Raw genomic sequence first — 17005 nt, 5'->3', positions numbered from 1 at the left:
TGTTCGAAGCCAATTCATCTCCCACCTACTCACTTCGCGTTCCTTGAGGAAGGAGTCTTCTTGGCTAAAATGATAAACTTAGTCGGATCATTACAGATATAGTAATTTTTAAAAAAAAGGGGGCTACGGCACAACTTTTTTATTTCCATTCGACAATATATAACAATATAAAGATAAATAATTTGTTATTATATTTACGGATTTATTTACATTAGGAGGAATGAACAACTATGTTTAAAAGATTAGCAGTATTACTTATTGGAGCTCTATTATTATTTGGTTTATCCGCTTGTGACAGCGTTAAATCAATGACAAGTAATGTCACGGTTGGTAAGGTAATTGAAGAATTTAAAGCTGCAGGATTAGAAGCTGACAATCCTAGTGACCTACCAGAAAAAGAATTTGGAAATACTAGAAAAGAAGCAAAACGCATTCTTGTTCCAGCATTAGGTGAAGATAGTGGTGGTAGAATATTTGAGTTTAAAAACAAAGAAGACCTTGAAAAAGCTAAGAAATACTATGACGATTTAGGTAATGGTAATCAGATGCTATTCTCTCATACTTACGCAAAAGGTAACTTCCTTATACAAATGAATGGTGATATGGAAGATGCCCAATTTAACAAATATAAAGAAGTTATGAACAAAGTAATTAAGTAAGTTAAAGAATCCGCTTTCATTTATATAAAAACATGTTAGAATTATCTTTGGATGGGAGTCCAATACATATTATTAAAATTAAAGTGGTTCAAGTCGGAGGAAGGCACCTTAGGGTGTCTTTTCTTTATTTTCAAACGGACCTGCTCAATTAATCCTTAAAAACATAAGGTAAAGTGAATCCATTAAAATACATGAGTGACCTTAATTTTCCCCTCCTACTCAAAGGAGAGATTAAAATGGGCTTTGGTGGTAGTTGCGGTAGTTGTGGCGGAGGATTTGCCTTATTAGTTGTTTTATTTATTTTATTAATCATTGTTGGAGCTTCTTGCTTCTGCTAAAAAACTATCGGAAAAGGCACTCTTATATGGGTGTCTTTTCTTTTGGTTATTGTTTTATTTATAAAGTGCTTGAATTCAAAAAAGACATAGAATAGAACCTAATATGATAATCCTAATAAATCAATAATATCAATGATCTTCTTATCTTCTACTCTACAATAAAGCTTTGTACCCTTGCGCTCGATAATTACCATATTACCTTTAGTTAGTTTGCGTAAATGTTGTAAAATCATAGGTTCCGAAATATGCGTCGCAGCGTTCAACTGGGAAACTGTCAAAGTCCCACTTACAGTCAATTCACGTACAATTAATAAACGACTTAAACTGCCTAATAATTCTAAGATTTCAGCACCACTTTCATAATTACTGGAATTCATATTGAAATCGCCCAACATACTATTCATCCCCCTAATATTAATACAAATACTAGCTCAAATAGTTTAACATAAAAACAGGAAGTATTCTCCTAATAATTTCTATAAAAATGTAAAAATTTCAGGTTTTTGATGGTTCAAGTCGGGGAAGGCACCTTAGGGTGTCTTTTCTTTATGAATATGAGATACGGGGAAAAATAGGCCATAGGACAGAAATATAAAGTGATAATAAAGTTATTTAATTTAGATATAAAAAATACAAGAGCTTTGCTACATTGTATTGTATTAAAGCTCTTTAAGGTTGTTTAATTTCTATCCATTTAAAGGTGTGTGCACTCAAAAATCAATAATAAAGTTGTTTAAATCTTGTTCAACTAAAGCACCCATTAGTTCAATAAGAAAAAATTATCTATGATTATTAAAGTGGCCCACCTTCAAAACCAATAGGCCATCCATCCTCTTTAAATTTTACTTTATACTGAAACTCAAAGTGACCATCAAAAATAAAAGCTAAACTAAACCCTGAAAATATATAATCGTCAAAATTAACCATCTTTCCAAAACATATTGTGGATAGATAGTAGTTCTTCATTTCTTGATTAGGGAAGAATTCCTGTAAATATTTTAATGCACGGCTTATATGTAGATGGAGTTCATCGAATATTTTTTCTGCCATTTCGATAATCTCCACATCGGGATTTTCATTATTCCCTTGAATAAAAATCTCCACATCTTCCCATTCTCCGATATTAATACTATAAAACCATCGTTCTTGAATGAGATACTTCTCATTTTCGTATACAGGGGGATTAACTAGGTTTAATTTTTTCACCTCATCTTTAGTTAACGGTTTTTCAAGTATAAGCTTTTTATGCAAAATGTTTTTGATATTAGAGACAATATATTTAGATTTGTTTAATTCTAAAGAGTCCATTTTCCACCTCATAAATTATAAAATAAAGTACATTCCCCTTTAATTATATCAACATCCCTATTCCAATATCCTGCACCGTTAGTTCAATAAGAATTAAATGTTGGTTTAGAATAAAGTTTAATCAGAAACATTACGCAAACACATATTATATGGTAAATAAGAAACATCCACTTTGAAATAAGTTTGTTCAAAATGAATGCTTTCCTTGTGAATTAGTATACAATTTTTATAAAAAAGTTTGATCATTTTGTTCTCTGTAAATTTAAGTACCTTTCTTCCCATTATATTTAATAGTGCTAAACATAATAACTATTAATAACTATTAATAATTATATAAATATATATGATAATATATAAACTAAGATTATCAACGCAATGGAGGTTTACAATATGAAAAATATACAGGAATCCTTAAAAAAACCATTTATTAAATATCCATTAGCCATAATTTCAGCTATAGCTATAATAAAAACAGGGTATGATTTAGGCTCTTTTATAATAAAGTTAAAATACATTTAAATCATAAAAAAAAGAAATTAATCTTTTGTTTAAAATGTTGCTTTGAAATAAAATTTGATTAAAAACATCTTATAAACACGTATTTTATATCAAAGGATTTGCGTTTAAACCCCATACACTAGATTATTTAACTTTTATTTAAAAATATAAGAGCCTCGTTACAAATCATATTGTAGTAAGGCTCTTTAAAGTTGTTTAATTTTTAATCTTTTAAATGTGTTTGTAGACAAAAATCAGTAATAAAATTATTTAAATCTAGTTCAACTAAAGAACCTGTTAGTTTAAGTGTAATTCTTCACAAATTATTGAGATTCTTCTTCGTCTAAATAATTAAAATTACCATCAATTAGATCCTGTAAATACTCATCAAAACTGTTTGCAATCACTTCATATTCATCCGGGTCGTGTAAAAAACGAATTATTTGACCACATACACCTTCATCAGAAGGGTTAAAATCAATATACAGCTTTGATGTTCCACCATTGTTCATACAATCTGAAAAGTGAATATACTGGCCAGGGAGAAGCCCTTCTGAATTTATCTTTGAGTCAACAGCATCCTCGTCATCTTGGTATTCTAAAAGATAGGAGACGTCTTCTCCTTCTTTTGAACTTTCGATCATCTCCTGTGTAGAAAGCAAATAATATGGATACTCTTCAACATCTGAACCTAAAATACATACCGAGACTTCGTTTTCTCCATATTTCCGCCAATATGTACCATCGATATTTTCAAGTAAAGAGATTAATGGTTCTGGACAATTTGGATATTTCGTCCTTAATATATCAATATCCTCTTTTGTAGCACCGTATGCTTTATTTAGTGCTTCGAGATCAGCTGTTGATAATGCTGCTTTCAAGCCGTTTAAAAATTTGTTTACCAAATCCATCATGTTGTCCTCCCAAAAAACAAATATAAATTTTCTTAGTCTATATACCTAACATAAATAAGATTTGACCTTTAACCGTTTACACATCTAATTTAATTAGTACCATTACGTTCTAGCTCTTCTCGATTAAAGTATTGTTCTAGTAACTCTTTACCTGTTTTGATTGTAGTATAGTACTCTCCACCATACAGTTTCCCTTCTGATGGTTTATGAAAATCTTCGTATTTAGGGTAGTCTTCATTCTCTTCAAATGATTTCTTTGCAACTTCCATGTCTTCTGCTGCTATTTTAGCAAACAATCTACCTATATCGAATACACCGTCTTCATCAATACTCTCTTCTACTAAATAGTGCGCTTCTTCCTCTATAGGAGTTAGCTTCTTCTTTGTAACAGAATATAAATGTTTCGTTTCTTCTACTTGTACCATAATGAAAATCCAACCTACTCTTACAACTGTACATGGTGCTAATCCTTCTAGTGTAAATGCAACTACCTTTTGGTCTTTCACATATTTCCCCATTTTTTCTACCCCTTGTAGTTTAATTTAAACCGTAACCGTAGTCTCTCAGACATCTATCTGCTCTCAGTAATGCATCTCTAGCTGCTTCCTTTTCTGCAGATGTTAATCTGTTGTCAATCACGTTCCAATACACCTTACCGTATTTCTCTATCACTTCTACATGAGTCCTGTCAACAAATGCTTCATGACGTTGCAAGACGTCTCTATTGTTTTCTCTGTACCCCATATACTTATACCACGCAGATACTCCGATGTCTTCTCCTGTGCCGCTTACTTTCGTGAAACCAGCTTTTGCATTACCTATGAAAAATGGCGTATTTTATCACCTCTTTTATTTTACTACATTTTTTACATATTCTGTTTAAAGATCGAAATATTTATTAACGTGGTGATACATATCTATAACCATATAAAACAGTAATTCCCTTAACTACAATTGTATTTTCTTCTATACTTTTCACTATTGCTTTTCCTGTTAAACGGTTCATATATCGAATATAAATAGCAAATTCTATAGGTTCCTTTATTTGTTTTGCTTCTTCAAAATAATATAATTCTTCTTCACTGACACTTAACTCTAACTCCCAATCTGCAAAGTTAGTTTTATTTATAGATAGTTCATGAGATTCAGGTGATCCTATTTCATATTTTAAATCTTTAACAAAAACACGGTCTACGCCATGCCAGTCCCTTTTTCTTCCCATTTTGTTCATACTTTTCGTTCCTATTAATAATTTTTTCTACTTTTATTAAGTCAATTATTCTCCATGAAAATATTGGAATATCTCTATTTTTATCATACAGGATAAAAACTGATTACACTAATTATTTCCATGTGTTTCTGTAGTTTTTTGAAATGATGTTGTTAGCTCATATTGTATAAAGATAATTAAGTCGTTTAAATTTAGATAAAAAAACAAAAGCCCTACTACATATAAAATGTAATAAAGCTTTTAAAAGTTGTTTAAAAACATATAATTTACGTAAATTTAATTATAAAAGTGATAATAAAGTACTTTAATTTCATTGAACTAAAAGCACCTGTAAGTTAAATAAGCCTTAGATTAAAAATTGAAGCCATTTATGTTCTGGTTCGTGTATTTCTAAAGCATATCGCAACCATTTTTTCTTCTCATTGTCAAGATAGTCCTTTATAGCGATAAAGTCTTTATGGTCTTTTTCCCTTGTATTCTTCGCCTTATATAAAAGTACAATTTCTGGATTTAGGTATGGAATACCTGTTTTAGTAGTACTCCAAACGGAATTGAGTGGATAAGAAATTCTAAAATCTCTTCTAAATATCCAATCACTTCCGTTTGTTTCATTAAAAAGAATTTCTATTTTATCTCCGTTTAAAATATTCGAAGCATGTATTTCGTGTGTTGGCAAATCTAAAAACTCATTTTCCCAATTATGGAACTTACCCTTAATTACCTTTTTGAACTCCCATTCATTAAGATAATCTTTCAGATATTGTTGATCTTTTCGAAAAACAGCAAACTCTATATCAGTATGTTCTCTTGTCTCTTCACCAATAAAAAGGTCAATCGCCCATCCTCCAGCAAAAAACCAGGTTCTATCAAAGCTAGACATTAATGAATTGATACTCTGGCATTGTTCAAACGACATATAAATCCCCCCAAAGAAAAAATTTATCTGAAATTTATTCTCTTTTTGTACTCAAATTTCTTTTTTCCTCTTCAACCATCCTCCTGTTAGTCTAATTATAATAAAACAACTTTATTGTCTTTTAAAGAACTTTATTATGTTTTAAACTACTTTATTATCTCTGTACATTAGGTTCCTTTATTACAAAGTTAAAATATTTTTAAATCGTAAAAAGGCAATTGATTTTTTTACAAAAGGTTAATTGCCTTAAATAATATAGAAAAAGCACTGCTGAAATCTTCAGCAATGCTTTCCCATTAACCGTATATGATAATGAACGTCTAATTTTTCTACTCATGAGTTCTGTATACTCACATATAATTATTTTAGATTTAAGATACGTTCTATTTCCTTCACACTCAACTTACTTGCTTTTGCAATAGTTTCAAGTGGTACACCAATTTCATGCATTCCTCGGATCATCTGCATCTTGCCTTGCTCAATCCCTTTTTCCATTCCCTCTTGTTCTGCATGTGCTAGCTTGGCTTGTTCATCTAAAAGCAATTTCTCTCGAGCTTCGTACGCTGTTCTAAAAGAAGAATCATGGCTCATATTTTCCCATTTATTTATTGCCTTTTGTAAAATTGGATCTTGATTCATCGCAATCTCCTCCAATGTTTGAGTTAAATGTTCATCTTCATGCGCTGGTAATAATAACATCCAACGAACAAATGTATTTTCCCACGGATTTACTTTTTCTTCACGCCATTGTTTTACCAATTTCGGTATCTCTACAAAATGGATTTCAATATCGTCACTTAAGAGTTGCTGCATTTTAGTATTCCATAATTGCCCCATGGTATGAAATGCATCATCCTGAGAAAATAAAATAAAATCTAGTAAGTTGATGGTAATAGTTTTCCGAAGTGAACGATATGGCATTCCTTCTTGCATTTGGGATGTATAAAGTTTACTCCAGTAATATAAAGATCTTTTTACCATATCATGTGTATTTCGAAGCTGAATTTCAATATTCACTTGCGTTCCATTATCTAGCGTGGCTAATAGGTCTAAAATCGATAACTTATCATCTTCATAAGATTTATGGAGATGTGGATCATCTAATTGTAGCGAAGTAATAGGTGCATCTAAAGATTCCTCTAAAATTGCATTTAGGAAACCCGTTAAAATTTCCTCATTTCCTTTCGTTCCAAATAACTGTTTAAAAGCAAAATCAATGCGTAAATTTACTAATTTAGTGGACATGGATTTCCTCTCCCTGTCTATATCATATCTTATTACTATTGTACATAAAAAAAGGTAGCACATGCAAACAGGCTCTTATGCTATCTCACATAAGAACCTGCCCAAATCCACAAAATAATTAGTCGTTGTGGTGCAAAAATGATTGCAAGCTACATCGTTTTGCGCCACAACCTTTATTTTCGTCTATTCCTTTTCTGGCCAAATTTTCGTGTTTAATTCTAATAACCACGTGTGGTCTTCCACCATGATACGATTATTCCATGGGCTGTTCTTAAGATGTTGAATCATCCAACAAAAATACATTACACATCCAAGTCTCTGCGGCTTGTTAAAGCGATAATAATATACCTCTGGCTGATCATGATGATGTGGTGGATAACTAGACCATAGTCTAGGATAAGAAATAATTTCTCACACTACCATATTAGAATATATTGCATTGAATAAGTCAGTTATTAAGTCAATGAAAAAGGCGTTCCTACTAATAAGATAGAAAAGTAAAAACGCAGAAAACATTGATATGATGAGTTTTTTCTTTTTTATATCGCCAATAAACAATTCTGATATACATGTAAACGAATCCACAATTTAAACAAACATGTTTAGTATTAATAATGAAAAAAGCACTGCACTATGCAGGCTTTCTTTATGATTTCACTGTTAAATTATTCATAAAACTTTCTATAGAACTCGCCTGGAATATACGGAAATAAGGAGATTGAACGTCGTAATGTTTGTCAGTAATGATAAGGATTGAAAAAAAGAATTTAGAAGCTTTCGGTTGCCAATATTCATTATGCCATTCTTGGCTATGGAAGTATAACTCATATCTATTTATCTTATCTTGCATTAGCTTTTTACTGTACACTGACTTTTGAACTTCAATAAAGAATGGCGAGAGCGGCATTATAGAAAATGATTAAAAAGTAGCCAATCTAAGCAGGAGATAAAGTATTAAATATCGAGAGAAAAGCTAAGGATATATTCCATGCTACAATCGATAAAATAGTAATAAAAATTCAGTTAAAAGGCGTTGGAAGCAGAACGTCGGATTAGATCAAGTGTGATTGGAATACAGAACAATCATTATACCAAAGTGCATATTGTAAATGCAGTATTTAATAATCTTTATATCAAACGAAATACTACATTAATACAGTGTAGTAAAAAATAAAAATAGAAAGTGAGAGCTACTTAAGTGGCTCTCACTTTCTATTTAGCAGTATCTCACATTGACATCAACTTAAGGAAATGCATAAAATGGAGAAATTACGACTACAAACAATATTATGTTAGTTGAAGAGTTAAATTTAATACACCAATGAGTACAGAATTGATTTACTATGGCAAAATACAAGACTAATCATTAATAATAGGTACACTATTTGCGAACACTGTAGTTCTTGTACATACTTCCCCAACACAATTTGAAGCGGAACATATAAGTGAAACACTACAGTTTCCATTCATTACAAAGTCTGTTGCCCCACGAACTAAAATCCCCTCCACTATATGATCGCTATTGAAAATGGGTGACCCAGAATTCCCACCATATGTATCAAGATTTGCAACAAAGTAAGTATTATGTCCATTTTCCCGTACATTCGCTCCATCAGCATACTTAGTAGGAAGTCCCACTGGATGCCCTATAACATATACTGATTCATTATCAGCAATTTTTTCCGTCCTTCTAATTTTTAGAGGCTTATGATTAGTCACAGATCGATTAAGTCGAACTAGCGCCCAATCAGCTTCAGACTCGCCGTCCTCATGTCCTATGCCTATGAGTTCTGCTCCTTGATAAATCTCTGAATTGCTAATGACCGTACGTGCCTTAGAATCATCTATCATACGAAAACCAAAAACAAAACGAATATCTGTAACATTATTCTCTGTTATACAGTGCCCAGCAGTTGCAATAATATCCGGAGCAACAAGAAATCCAGAGCAAAATGCTCCAATTGGTTGATTTCTAAATTTCTCAGTAGAACATAATCTATAAGCAGTACCAAACTTTTTCGTTTTCAGAGTAGAAGTTCCATCTCCATTATCGCTAACGCTAGTAGCTTCAAAAAGAGCCACAACACTGTCTGCAGCATTACAAATTTCTTGATCCACTACATCCTTGACATCCATTCGGTCATCTACACCATATATGGCTTTTTGTTTTTCCTTGAGCCCCTCAATAATTTCGCTTGTTGTAAAGACACCAAGCGCTTCATTTTCAGATTCGTTAGGAACGACAACCGATTCAATTTCTCTTTCACCTATATCATGTACCAATTTTTCTTTATTTTCCCGTAACTTTACTTCATGAAGCAACTCATCAATATTAAAATCTTCTATTCTCTTTGAATGTGCCACAATTTTCTTCCTCCTTGTTAATCAGTTTAGAATTTAATATCTACCATACCCCCCACTGATTGTAGTATTCATCATTTTTGAATACTCCTCCAGCTAATTAAATAAATTGTTCTTGTTTCATTTTTTCAGCTCCTTTTCATTTACTAAACTTTAAGCATTATTAACTAAAGATATATATTTATGCAGTAAAAGTATTGAGAAATTTTTCATTTCACATGCCCCCTCATCCTCACGGTACTTTTTTATAAACATTTAAACGTTATTTCAACTCTACACTAGACGAAAAAAGCTATCATCATTTCTAAATGATGATAGCTTTTTTATTAATCAAAACTAATTTCTTCATTTTTCCTATCTGAATTTCCACTAACTAGAACTAATTGTAACTGTTCATAGATTTCCTGTGTATCAGGTGTACTTTCTGCTTGTTTACGTTCACGTTTAACTGTAGTATCATTTTCCACTAGTATTTCTTCTTTAGTTTCTGCGACCATTTCTATGTGCTCCAGTACCGCTACACGCTCTAAGCCTTCCATTTCATCCAAGTCTTCTACATCATCAATTATTTCTGGCTCTTCTGTTTTTATAATTTCCTTCTGTTCTTTTTTCAGTTCAATTACTGGTTGCTCTTGTACTATGCCCTCTTTTTCTATTTTAACTGTAGCAGCTTCAATTACCTCTAAAGGTTTATTTTTAGCATTTGCTTGCTTTTTTGCTTTTGCTATAGACATTTTCACTTTTATCGCTCTTAATAAAGAGGATATTTGATTTAGTATTCTGCCAAACCCATAGAAACGAATTGCCTCAACTATAACACCCATTACAATTCCAAAAATCCATGAATTAGAAACGTATCCAACTAAACCAAATGTTATAACTCCTGGTAAATATAAGCTAGCATAGGCTATTAAATTAGGTATAGCTTTTTCTACTGTTAATTTGAAGCTATATTTAATTATTAAATATATAGCACTTAACCCCACTATTAAACCAGCCAGACTTATTAACAAATTTTTAAAAGTCTCACCTATCATTATAATTTCCTCCCTTTATGAAATAAAATGTTCTAAAGACAAATTTATTAGAGGTGTATAGAATGGTTTCACCTCATGTGACACTTTCTCTAATATAATTTCTGCGTATTTAAGCATGTAATCAATTAAACTATTAACCTCTTCTAACGTGGTTCCACAACCAGCCTTCTGAAACAAGATTTTCTTCTCTTTTACCATTTCACTAATACAATGATCCATTTCATATTCATTGAAATTGAACTTTAACACCTGGAAATATTTAAATAACTTCTTGTCATAGTAACAAGGGACAGTCTCAAAGTATCAATCCCCTATTTATCTAATAATCCTTGATAGATAGGTTCTTCCCATTCCTTTAAAGTACCAATTCCATACTTTTCCCCACCTATAACGTTACGAATTGCAGTAGCTGGTGATTCTTCAAATGAAAAGGTATACGATCCTTTTCTTACTAAATCATGTACCATAATGATTGCTTTACGGCCATTAATTGTAATTGGAAATGTTGTATATTTCCCCTTTTCAGCATAAAACTGAAACTGTGATTCAAATTGATAACTTATTGAGCTTTTTTCTCCAGTACCAAACTTCAAACCAGAAATTCCATTATCAATCGCCGATTTTATACTTTGTACTGTACTATCAATGCCCCCAATTATTGTGCAGAGTAGTAAGGGAACACGCTGACCTATATCAGCAACGACATGTGCAAAGCAAAAGGCAGACTGATACGTTTTACCTTCTACAAGAACTTCTAGCATCCGGGGATGAGTATCAGATATCTCAACTTCTTCTAAAATTTTAGCTATTCGCTCAAATCCATTTAGTTCATTCGTTTTAGTTGTAACATACATTATTTTTCCTCCTACTACTTAGTATGAAATTTGTTTAATAAGTTAGTGGACATGTTACAAATCCTTTAGAGTAACTGCATAATAAAATTCCCTTTCAAATATATACAACTACCTTCATCCTTTCTTTATAGAAATATCTATATTAACGGCATAAGCCTAATTGTTTTTAAACACAAAAAACCCTTTCGGGTATATGAATTTTGCAAGCAACACTGCTTTACAAAGTCATTTCCCCGAAAGGGTTGTAGTGTTTATGGATTATAAAAAGAAAAAAGAAAGTCTTCATACATTATATAAATTACTAGCATCATATTCAATTTATTTTTCACAGAAGATTCAGATCTTTGTTTGTATTTATGTTTTATTTTTTGTTATAATATGGATATATTTAAAAGGGTTAAGCTATAGCTCCTTATTACTATTGATATGATTTCATAGTATATTATCATCTATTTTGAGTATTATATATTTTAAAATATTGATTGAATTGTGCTATAGTCCCTTATTACCTTCTGATATGTATGCAGACTAATTGTTTGCTATAGTTCCTTATCACTTTTTGATATTATATGATATTTTTTCACTGAAGACCTCTAAAATAACATTATCTAGGGGTCTTCCTTTATATATAAAAGCAATAACTTATATACTTAACATATAACATTTGTACCTTTTGAATAAGTTTAATAATTACCTTTAAACTATTTGTTCTATATTAGGAGTGGATTTTTTGGAAGGAAAAACATTGATAAAATATATTTTTTACTTTTTTTCTTATTTACTTGTTTATATACCCTCATTTCCAGTTATAGTTGTTCTTGGTATGGCTGGCGCTTCTCCTGATGTAGAACATACTATACTAGAATGGATAATTACGATTTTTGAGATATCTGTTACAATTTTAGGTGCTTGGTTTTTTAACTTTATTTTCAAAAACATAATAGGAATTAAGCAGAATACAAAATTCACCTGGACTATCTTTATTCTTCATTTAATTCTTATTCCTTTGACATGGAGACTTCTTCTTTATTATTAGATTATCAATCTTTTTTATTAATAAAACTATATTTCAAATCCTGATTATTTAATCGTGTACTTGCATACTAAAAAAATAAATCCCTTTGTTTGTCTTAAACAAATATTCTTCATAACAGCATGCATAATAGCCTCCTGGATCTAATTTAATCCAATAAACCTCATCTGGTTCTTGTTTGAATACATTTAATAACCGCTCTATTATATATTCCTTCGAAGTCAATCCATTTAAATCATATCCGTACGGTATTTTCCCAAACCAAGAAGACTCCCCATTAGGATATTGGCAAATTAGAAATTCTTTTTTTCATTCTTTCAAGTGTATGAGTTCTAATGTGTCATTACTAGTAGCGTATGTCGCCTTTTTGGCAAGTTCAAAAATATTATCCTTTTTATTTTCTGACATAATACTAAGCTCATAATAATTTCTTACATATTCGTCTGCATTTATTTCAGCAAAATCGCTTAAGATTTTATTAATTGTATTCATTTTTCACTCCTTTTAAATGTTGTTTTAAAATAAAGTTTGATTAAAAACCTCTTACCAACTCACATTATATGACTCACAAAAAAATCGATTTAAAAAAAGATTGATTAAAACCAACTCTTTCCTTAGGATTGCGTGAACAGTTTTTATAAAAAAGTTTGTTCACTTTCTGTTTATGTTCCTATACAATTACGCCCGTTTATGCAGTTGGGATTTATTTGATATTCGTACTTTTTAAACTTTATATGTAGGCCCAGTACCAGCATTACTTTACCCTTAGTTAAAGAAACTGTAAAATGACAATACAGCTATTTAATTTTAAAAACCCAAACAAGCATAACCCTGTTCTAAATTTAGGACTGTTTAAAAATATAGTTGTTTAATTTTTGATGTAAGATATTTTACTACACTAAAAAATATAACAATAAAGTCATTTGAAAATTCAAGTTTTATTCCACAATAGCACCCGATTGCTTAATAATGGAAAAACACCGCAAAAATAAACACTCTAGTTATTTTTCTAAAGCTATCCCGTTACTTCAAGAAAAAGGGGTATAGTCCCCTCTTATCAACTTAATATGTACACCAAAATACCCTTTCAGCTATTGGTTCATTGGCCGATACCTTTATGAAATTTAACAAAATATCCGTTTCGCTTGCTCCTACATATTCATCTTCATCTACATTATAATATTGAACCACCTCAACTTCATAGAAGCCATTTTCTATTTCAATCTTATATTTGGAACAATTTTGATCAGGTACTTTGTGATTTTGAAACTGAGCAGCCATTGTAAGACAGTCATAATCCACTAAATATAGTTGATTTTCTGTTACTTCTATATGCCCTACCGCTTTCCTAAAGCATTTATGAGTTATTTCTTCTGTCCCTTTTCTAACCTCTACTCTCCAAGAATGTTCAATTCCTTCTTCAGTCATTTGAAAAACTAAAATATGCCCTTGCTTCATCTCATCTCCAAAATGTTGCAAGAGATTATCTAACTCCCAATCTTCATCTACAAATGATTCGTATTTATTAGTGTTCGCTACTCCTATAAAATTCGTATCACCAAAGTCCATACAAAACCTCATTTTTCTCTTCCCCTTTGCTCGGTGTTTTTTTGAAATTGTATCATTTTACTTGGGATAAAACACCAGTTAATTTAAGTTAAAGCTTTCTCAATAGCTTCTTCTAGAATAAATTCCTTCAAATATGTTATTCAAGAATATGGCCCGACTGTTGAATAGAATGACTCATATTTTTTAAACAACCTTAATATTTTTTAAATGATTTTATTGTAAATCAAACAACTTTTTTGTCACTTTACAGCAACCCTGGTACTGGGCCATGTGTGAATCATCTTCCATGTTCACTTTTTTTAATCACCTTAAATTCACCTGATTTATCTACGCTAAACAAAACATAACTCTCCTTGCCAAAATCCATACCTGAAGAGCTACTTGGTTGCAATACTATATTGTAAATGCCTTCTGTTAAAACATTACCTCTGTGAAAATCATTCATAATGCTAAGGATATCTGGTATATTTCCCTTGTTTTTTTCTACACTATAATAATAATTAAAGTTCACTACTCCCATATGATAAGAATTGATTTTAGATTCATTCATTTTTAAAGTTTTAATTAATTTTTTCGTATCTAATTGTTGGGTTTGTTTAAACTTTGCAAGCAATTCTTTTTCCTGTTGTTCATCGATAGTAAAGTTTAAATAGTAATAGAAATTTTGTTTCTCCTTATCAAATGCGTCATTTGATTCACTTAATAAGTTATATTTTTTAATAATTTCATTTGATTGTTTTATAACTTCACTATGTTGTTGGACATAAGCGCCTTTAAATATATCTAAGAAGACATACTTATCATCATCTTCATCTATCTTATAAGAATTTCGGTCAACAGTTACATACGTAGTGGTATAATATGGTTTTTTTATTTCTATATAAGTTTGAATACCTGTTCCTCCAAGTCGGTTATCATGTGCAGAGAGTATTTTAAAATCCCCATCTTTTATCCCATACTGTTCTTTTAAGTCATCTCCTACTGGTTTATGGATTTGTATTTTTGTAAAAATATCAGTAAATAAATATAGTAATATTCCGCTAAATCCTAATATAAATAGAGTTGCTATTACTTTCTTTACTCTCAGTACACCTGCCTCCTATAACAAATAATACTTTCAACATTGCATATACTATCTAATCACAATTTATATAGATTCATCCTATTTTTTTGTTTTAGAATAGATATTGTTCTAATTTTTGGTTTGGAATACATTTTGATTAGAGCTTACGGAGTTTTATCCAATGATGCAAAACGGTACAACTTTTATAAACAGTACAACTTAATTCACAACTCTATACTCTTTCAAACGATACGACTTTCATTTGAAAATATAATAATTAGAACTAACATAACCATCTATCATTTAAGAGTTATATGGTTATGTTAGTTATTAAAAAACTATTACATATTATTTTTGATATACAATTATTTTATAAGTTCGATGATGTTATTACTATTTTGAATTTCCTCTGACGTTAGCCAGCGTGAATAACTTGTTCTATCTTTGTTGGATATAAATATATCAAATTTCTCGTTATGTAGTTCTTCTTTAAAAATCGTGACCACCTTTGTCAGATCCTCCATTACATCGGGATCATTTTTATACTCCATAGAACTGTCATTAAAAACTATCGTAGCTTCATATTTTGGACATTTCCCTTCCTTCGGATGTGCACAAGTAATATCTTTAATTACAAAGCGGTCATTTGGAATTTCTTTTAATCTTTCAAAGACTTTTGTTTGTGTTTCAATCATATATGTCCAATAACTGCTTACTGTGTCTTTCATTGTTAGTAGAAGTTCTTCTTTCGTTATATCCTTTTGCACATTTTCGAAAGGAAGACCAATCGATGTACCATTATGATCCTCAATTTCAAGCTCTGTTATCTTTCTATTACTCTTTTGAATGAGTTGGAATAGTGTATGTAAACGATCTAATTCTATTGTTTCAAATTGACTATAATCGATTTCCTTACTCGTTTTTAAGGTTAATAACAACTCATCTGTTGGTTTTCCTGCTGCATTGTTATAATCTACTATATATTGCACAACATTTTTATTTTCAGATTCCTCGTAACCTAACTTTTTCATTTCTTCAAGAACAGGTTTGAATTTCTTATATTCCTCGTATGTGTTTTTCCCATATTCATATTCATCACCTTGTATTGTGGAATAGAAGATGCCATTTACCTCTACTCGAAATTGAATATTTTTATTATCTTTTGCTTGAACAGTATGATACGTATGTCCCATATTTCCTTCATCTATCCCGCCCCAATCTGTTACAACAACATCGAACCCATATTTCTCTTTTATATATTTTTTCACCTGATCTTCATTTTCATAATTGCATCCACTCAAACATAAGAAACATAACACTAACAACCATATATTTTTCATTCTTTTCATATAATCCCTCATACCCCTTCCTTACATAAGAAACGTTCCTTGCTAGAATACAGTATAAATATTAAAGTAAAGCAATCTTTTGAATAGCGTACTTCTTTCGTTCAATTAGAAAGAACTCACTCATTAAAACGAGTATTCAAAACAACCCTTTTCACTATAAAATGCCCCTATAGATATAAAAATCCAAAGGGGCAAGGCATGATGTCTTTGTTTTAACACCGATACTTTATTTCAAAGTTTCATTTAATTTGTATACCCAATAAGTTATTATAAATACTACTGTATTTTCCCCTATTTATGTCTATTTCCCTTAAGAGTATTCACTACATTAAGTGAAAATATTAATCCGAATGTACAAAATAAAAATGGATGTATCCATGTTCTAAAATTAACAAGACTAATAATAAGCATGATAATACAAATCATAGCTCCTATAGTATCTATGCTGAAATACAGTTTGTTTTTTATAGTTTTCATAAAAATCCCCTTCTAAAGTTCACGAACATTTGTAATTTTCTATATAATAATACCATACAATTATGTTCCAAACCATAATTTAACATTTCATAACCCCTATTCGAACAGATTGAAGATCCCATTTTTTACAACGTCATATCTTTCTTTAAACAT

General features: G+C 30.7%; 18 protein-coding genes and 3 pseudogenes. 4 read left to right on the top strand and 17 right to left on the bottom strand.

All coding sequences use genetic code 11. The annotated features are described in order from the left end of the window. Nucleotides 1-230 precede the first annotated feature (230 nt). Both JDS95_RS27935 and JDS95_RS27930 read left to right on the top strand, forming a co-directional pair. Complete coding sequence (locus JDS95_RS27935; protein WP_000476459.1) at nt 231-659, top strand: hypothetical protein; 429 nt, start codon at nt 231-233, stop codon at nt 657-659. A gap of 236 nt (nt 660-895) precedes the next feature. Next, the gene (locus JDS95_RS27930; protein WP_079995239.1) at nt 896-997 is read left to right on the top strand and encodes a YjcZ family sporulation protein; all 102 of its coding nucleotides are present in this window, start codon (nt 896-898) and stop codon (nt 995-997) included. Between the two features lie 98 nt (nt 998-1095). Here JDS95_RS27930 and JDS95_RS27925 read toward each other — a convergent pair whose 3' ends face one another. After that, entirely contained in the window at nt 1096-1392 is a 297-nt protein-coding gene (locus JDS95_RS27925) for an ArsR/SmtB family transcription factor (protein WP_000900156.1), read from the bottom strand. 397 nt (nt 1393-1789) lie between these two features. Beyond that, a complete protein-coding gene (locus JDS95_RS27920; protein WP_000377637.1) occupies nt 1790-2305 on the bottom strand; it encodes a hypothetical protein in 516 nt (171 codons plus the stop codon). 390 nt (nt 2306-2695) lie between these two features. On the opposite strand from JDS95_RS27920, the gene JDS95_RS31635 reads away from it, so the two are divergent. Further along, the gene (locus tag JDS95_RS31635) at nt 2696-2824 is read left to right on the top strand and encodes a hypothetical protein (RefSeq protein ID WP_000790095.1); all 129 of its coding nucleotides are present in this window, start codon (nt 2696-2698) and stop codon (nt 2822-2824) included. A gap of 302 nt (nt 2825-3126) precedes the next feature. Here JDS95_RS31635 and JDS95_RS27915 read toward each other — a convergent pair whose 3' ends face one another. The 11 genes and pseudogenes from JDS95_RS27915 to JDS95_RS27865 form a co-directional block, all read right to left on the bottom strand. Then, nucleotides 3127-3714, bottom strand: coding sequence for an SMI1/KNR4 family protein (locus JDS95_RS27915; protein ID WP_098016234.1), 588 nt, complete (start codon nt 3712-3714; stop codon nt 3127-3129). A gap of 92 nt (nt 3715-3806) precedes the next feature. Next, nucleotides 3807-4235: a hypothetical protein gene (locus JDS95_RS27910; RefSeq protein WP_000521675.1), complete on the bottom strand. Its 429-nt coding sequence runs from the start codon at nt 4233-4235 to the stop codon at nt 3807-3809. A 19-nt stretch (nt 4236-4254) separates the two neighbouring features. Beyond that, the gene (locus JDS95_RS27905; RefSeq protein ID WP_206773935.1) at nt 4255-4461 is read right to left on the bottom strand and encodes a hypothetical protein; all 207 of its coding nucleotides are present in this window, start codon (nt 4459-4461) and stop codon (nt 4255-4257) included. A gap of 154 nt (nt 4462-4615) precedes the next feature. Further along, the gene (locus JDS95_RS27900; RefSeq protein ID WP_001038415.1) at nt 4616-4948 is read right to left on the bottom strand and encodes a hypothetical protein; all 333 of its coding nucleotides are present in this window, start codon (nt 4946-4948) and stop codon (nt 4616-4618) included. A 346-nt stretch (nt 4949-5294) separates the two neighbouring features. Continuing rightward, a complete protein-coding gene (locus tag JDS95_RS27895; protein ID WP_000007324.1) occupies nt 5295-5864 on the bottom strand; it encodes a nucleotidyltransferase domain-containing protein in 570 nt (189 codons plus the stop codon). Nucleotides 5865-6224: 360 nt separating this feature from the next. Then, nucleotides 6225-7109, bottom strand: coding sequence for an Rpn family recombination-promoting nuclease/putative transposase (locus tag JDS95_RS27890; protein WP_000105001.1), 885 nt, complete (start codon nt 7107-7109; stop codon nt 6225-6227). 183 nt (nt 7110-7292) lie between these two features. Continuing rightward, nucleotides 7293-7574: pseudogene (locus JDS95_RS27885) on the bottom strand (5-deoxy-glucuronate isomerase); the annotation flags it as partial. Nucleotides 7575-7755: 181 nt separating this feature from the next. After that, nucleotides 7756-8019, bottom strand: a pseudogene (locus tag JDS95_RS27880) (replication-relaxation family protein); the annotation flags it as partial. Nucleotides 8020-8468: 449 nt separating this feature from the next. Continuing rightward, a complete protein-coding gene (locus JDS95_RS27875; protein ID WP_002046190.1) occupies nt 8469-9473 on the bottom strand; it encodes a trypsin-like serine peptidase in 1005 nt (334 codons plus the stop codon). Between the two features lie 323 nt (nt 9474-9796). Continuing rightward, nucleotides 9797-10507 carry a hypothetical protein gene (locus JDS95_RS27870; protein WP_098016236.1) on the bottom strand — a complete coding sequence of 237 codons (711 nt, stop codon included), beginning with the start codon at nt 10505-10507 and terminating at the stop codon, nt 9797-9799. A 311-nt stretch (nt 10508-10818) separates the two neighbouring features. After that, nucleotides 10819-11361 (bottom strand): hypothetical protein, encoded by a 543-nt coding sequence (locus JDS95_RS27865; protein ID WP_002046196.1) that lies wholly within the window; start codon nt 11359-11361, stop codon nt 10819-10821. Nucleotides 11362-12091: 730 nt separating this feature from the next. On the opposite strand from JDS95_RS27865, the gene JDS95_RS27860 reads away from it, so the two are divergent. Continuing rightward, complete coding sequence (locus tag JDS95_RS27860; RefSeq protein WP_000398640.1) at nt 12092-12397, top strand: hypothetical protein; 306 nt, start codon at nt 12092-12094, stop codon at nt 12395-12397. Between the two features lie 48 nt (nt 12398-12445). On the opposite strand, the pseudogene JDS95_RS27855 reads toward JDS95_RS27860, so the two are convergent. The 4 genes and pseudogenes from JDS95_RS27855 to JDS95_RS27840 form a co-directional block, all read right to left on the bottom strand. Further along, nucleotides 12446-12886, bottom strand: a pseudogene (locus JDS95_RS27855) (hypothetical protein). A gap of 570 nt (nt 12887-13456) precedes the next feature. Beyond that, nucleotides 13457-13963: a hypothetical protein gene (locus JDS95_RS27850; RefSeq protein WP_002040464.1), complete on the bottom strand. Its 507-nt coding sequence runs from the start codon at nt 13961-13963 to the stop codon at nt 13457-13459. A 277-nt stretch (nt 13964-14240) separates the two neighbouring features. Then, nucleotides 14241-14576, bottom strand: coding sequence for a hypothetical protein (locus JDS95_RS31350; protein WP_242474195.1), 336 nt, complete (start codon nt 14574-14576; stop codon nt 14241-14243). Nucleotides 14577-15391: 815 nt separating this feature from the next. Next, nucleotides 15392-16375 (bottom strand): hypothetical protein, encoded by a 984-nt coding sequence (locus JDS95_RS27840; protein WP_098016238.1) that lies wholly within the window; start codon nt 16373-16375, stop codon nt 15392-15394. Nucleotides 16376-17005: the final 630 nt, after the last annotated feature.

The sequence above is a fragment of the Bacillus cereus group sp. N24 genome, assembly GCF_016483345.1.
Lineage (GTDB): Bacteria > Bacillota > Bacilli > Bacillales > Bacillaceae_G > Bacillus_A > Bacillus_A toyonensis.
Note: the sequence above shows the minus strand (reverse complement) of the source record. Positions and strands in the feature narration are given on the sequence as shown.

Excerpts from the sequence above, each read along its gene's own strand:
- JDS95_RS27865 (WP_002046196.1), bottom strand. The coding sequence starts at position 11,361 with ATGTATGTTACAACTAAAACGAATGAACTAAATGGATTTGAGCGAATA.
- JDS95_RS27910 (WP_000521675.1), bottom strand. The coding sequence starts at position 4,235 with ATGGGGAAATATGTGAAAGACCAAAAGGTAGTTGCATTTACACTAGAA.
- JDS95_RS27900 (WP_001038415.1), bottom strand. The coding sequence starts at position 4,948 with ATGAACAAAATGGGAAGAAAAAGGGACTGGCATGGCGTAGACCGTGTT.
- JDS95_RS27905 (WP_206773935.1), bottom strand. The coding sequence starts at position 4,461 with ATGGGGTACAGAGAAAACAATAGAGACGTCTTGCAACGTCATGAAGCA.
- JDS95_RS27850 (WP_002040464.1), bottom strand. The coding sequence starts at position 13,963 with ATGGACTTTGGTGATACGAATTTTATAGGAGTAGCGAACACTAATAAA.
- JDS95_RS27925 (WP_000900156.1), bottom strand. The coding sequence starts at position 1,392 with ATGTTGGGCGATTTCAATATGAATTCCAGTAATTATGAAAGTGGTGCT.
- JDS95_RS27890 (WP_000105001.1), bottom strand. The coding sequence starts at position 7,109 with ATGTCCACTAAATTAGTAAATTTACGCATTGATTTTGCTTTTAAACAG.
- JDS95_RS27840 (WP_098016238.1), bottom strand. The coding sequence starts at position 16,375 with ATGAAAAGAATGAAAAATATATGGTTGTTAGTGTTATGTTTCTTATGT.
- JDS95_RS31635 (WP_000790095.1), top strand. The coding sequence starts at position 2,696 with ATGAAAAATATACAGGAATCCTTAAAAAAACCATTTATTAAATATCCA.
- JDS95_RS27935 (WP_000476459.1), top strand. The coding sequence starts at position 231 with ATGTTTAAAAGATTAGCAGTATTACTTATTGGAGCTCTATTATTATTT.
- JDS95_RS27915 (WP_098016234.1), bottom strand. The coding sequence starts at position 3,714 with ATGGATTTGGTAAACAAATTTTTAAACGGCTTGAAAGCAGCATTATCA.
- JDS95_RS27920 (WP_000377637.1), bottom strand. The coding sequence starts at position 2,305 with ATGGACTCTTTAGAATTAAACAAATCTAAATATATTGTCTCTAATATC.
- JDS95_RS27870 (WP_098016236.1), bottom strand. The coding sequence starts at position 10,507 with ATGATAGGTGAGACTTTTAAAAATTTGTTAATAAGTCTGGCTGGTTTA.
- JDS95_RS27895 (WP_000007324.1), bottom strand. The coding sequence starts at position 5,864 with ATGTCGTTTGAACAATGCCAGAGTATCAATTCATTAATGTCTAGCTTT.
- JDS95_RS27930 (WP_079995239.1), top strand. The coding sequence starts at position 896 with ATGGGCTTTGGTGGTAGTTGCGGTAGTTGTGGCGGAGGATTTGCCTTA.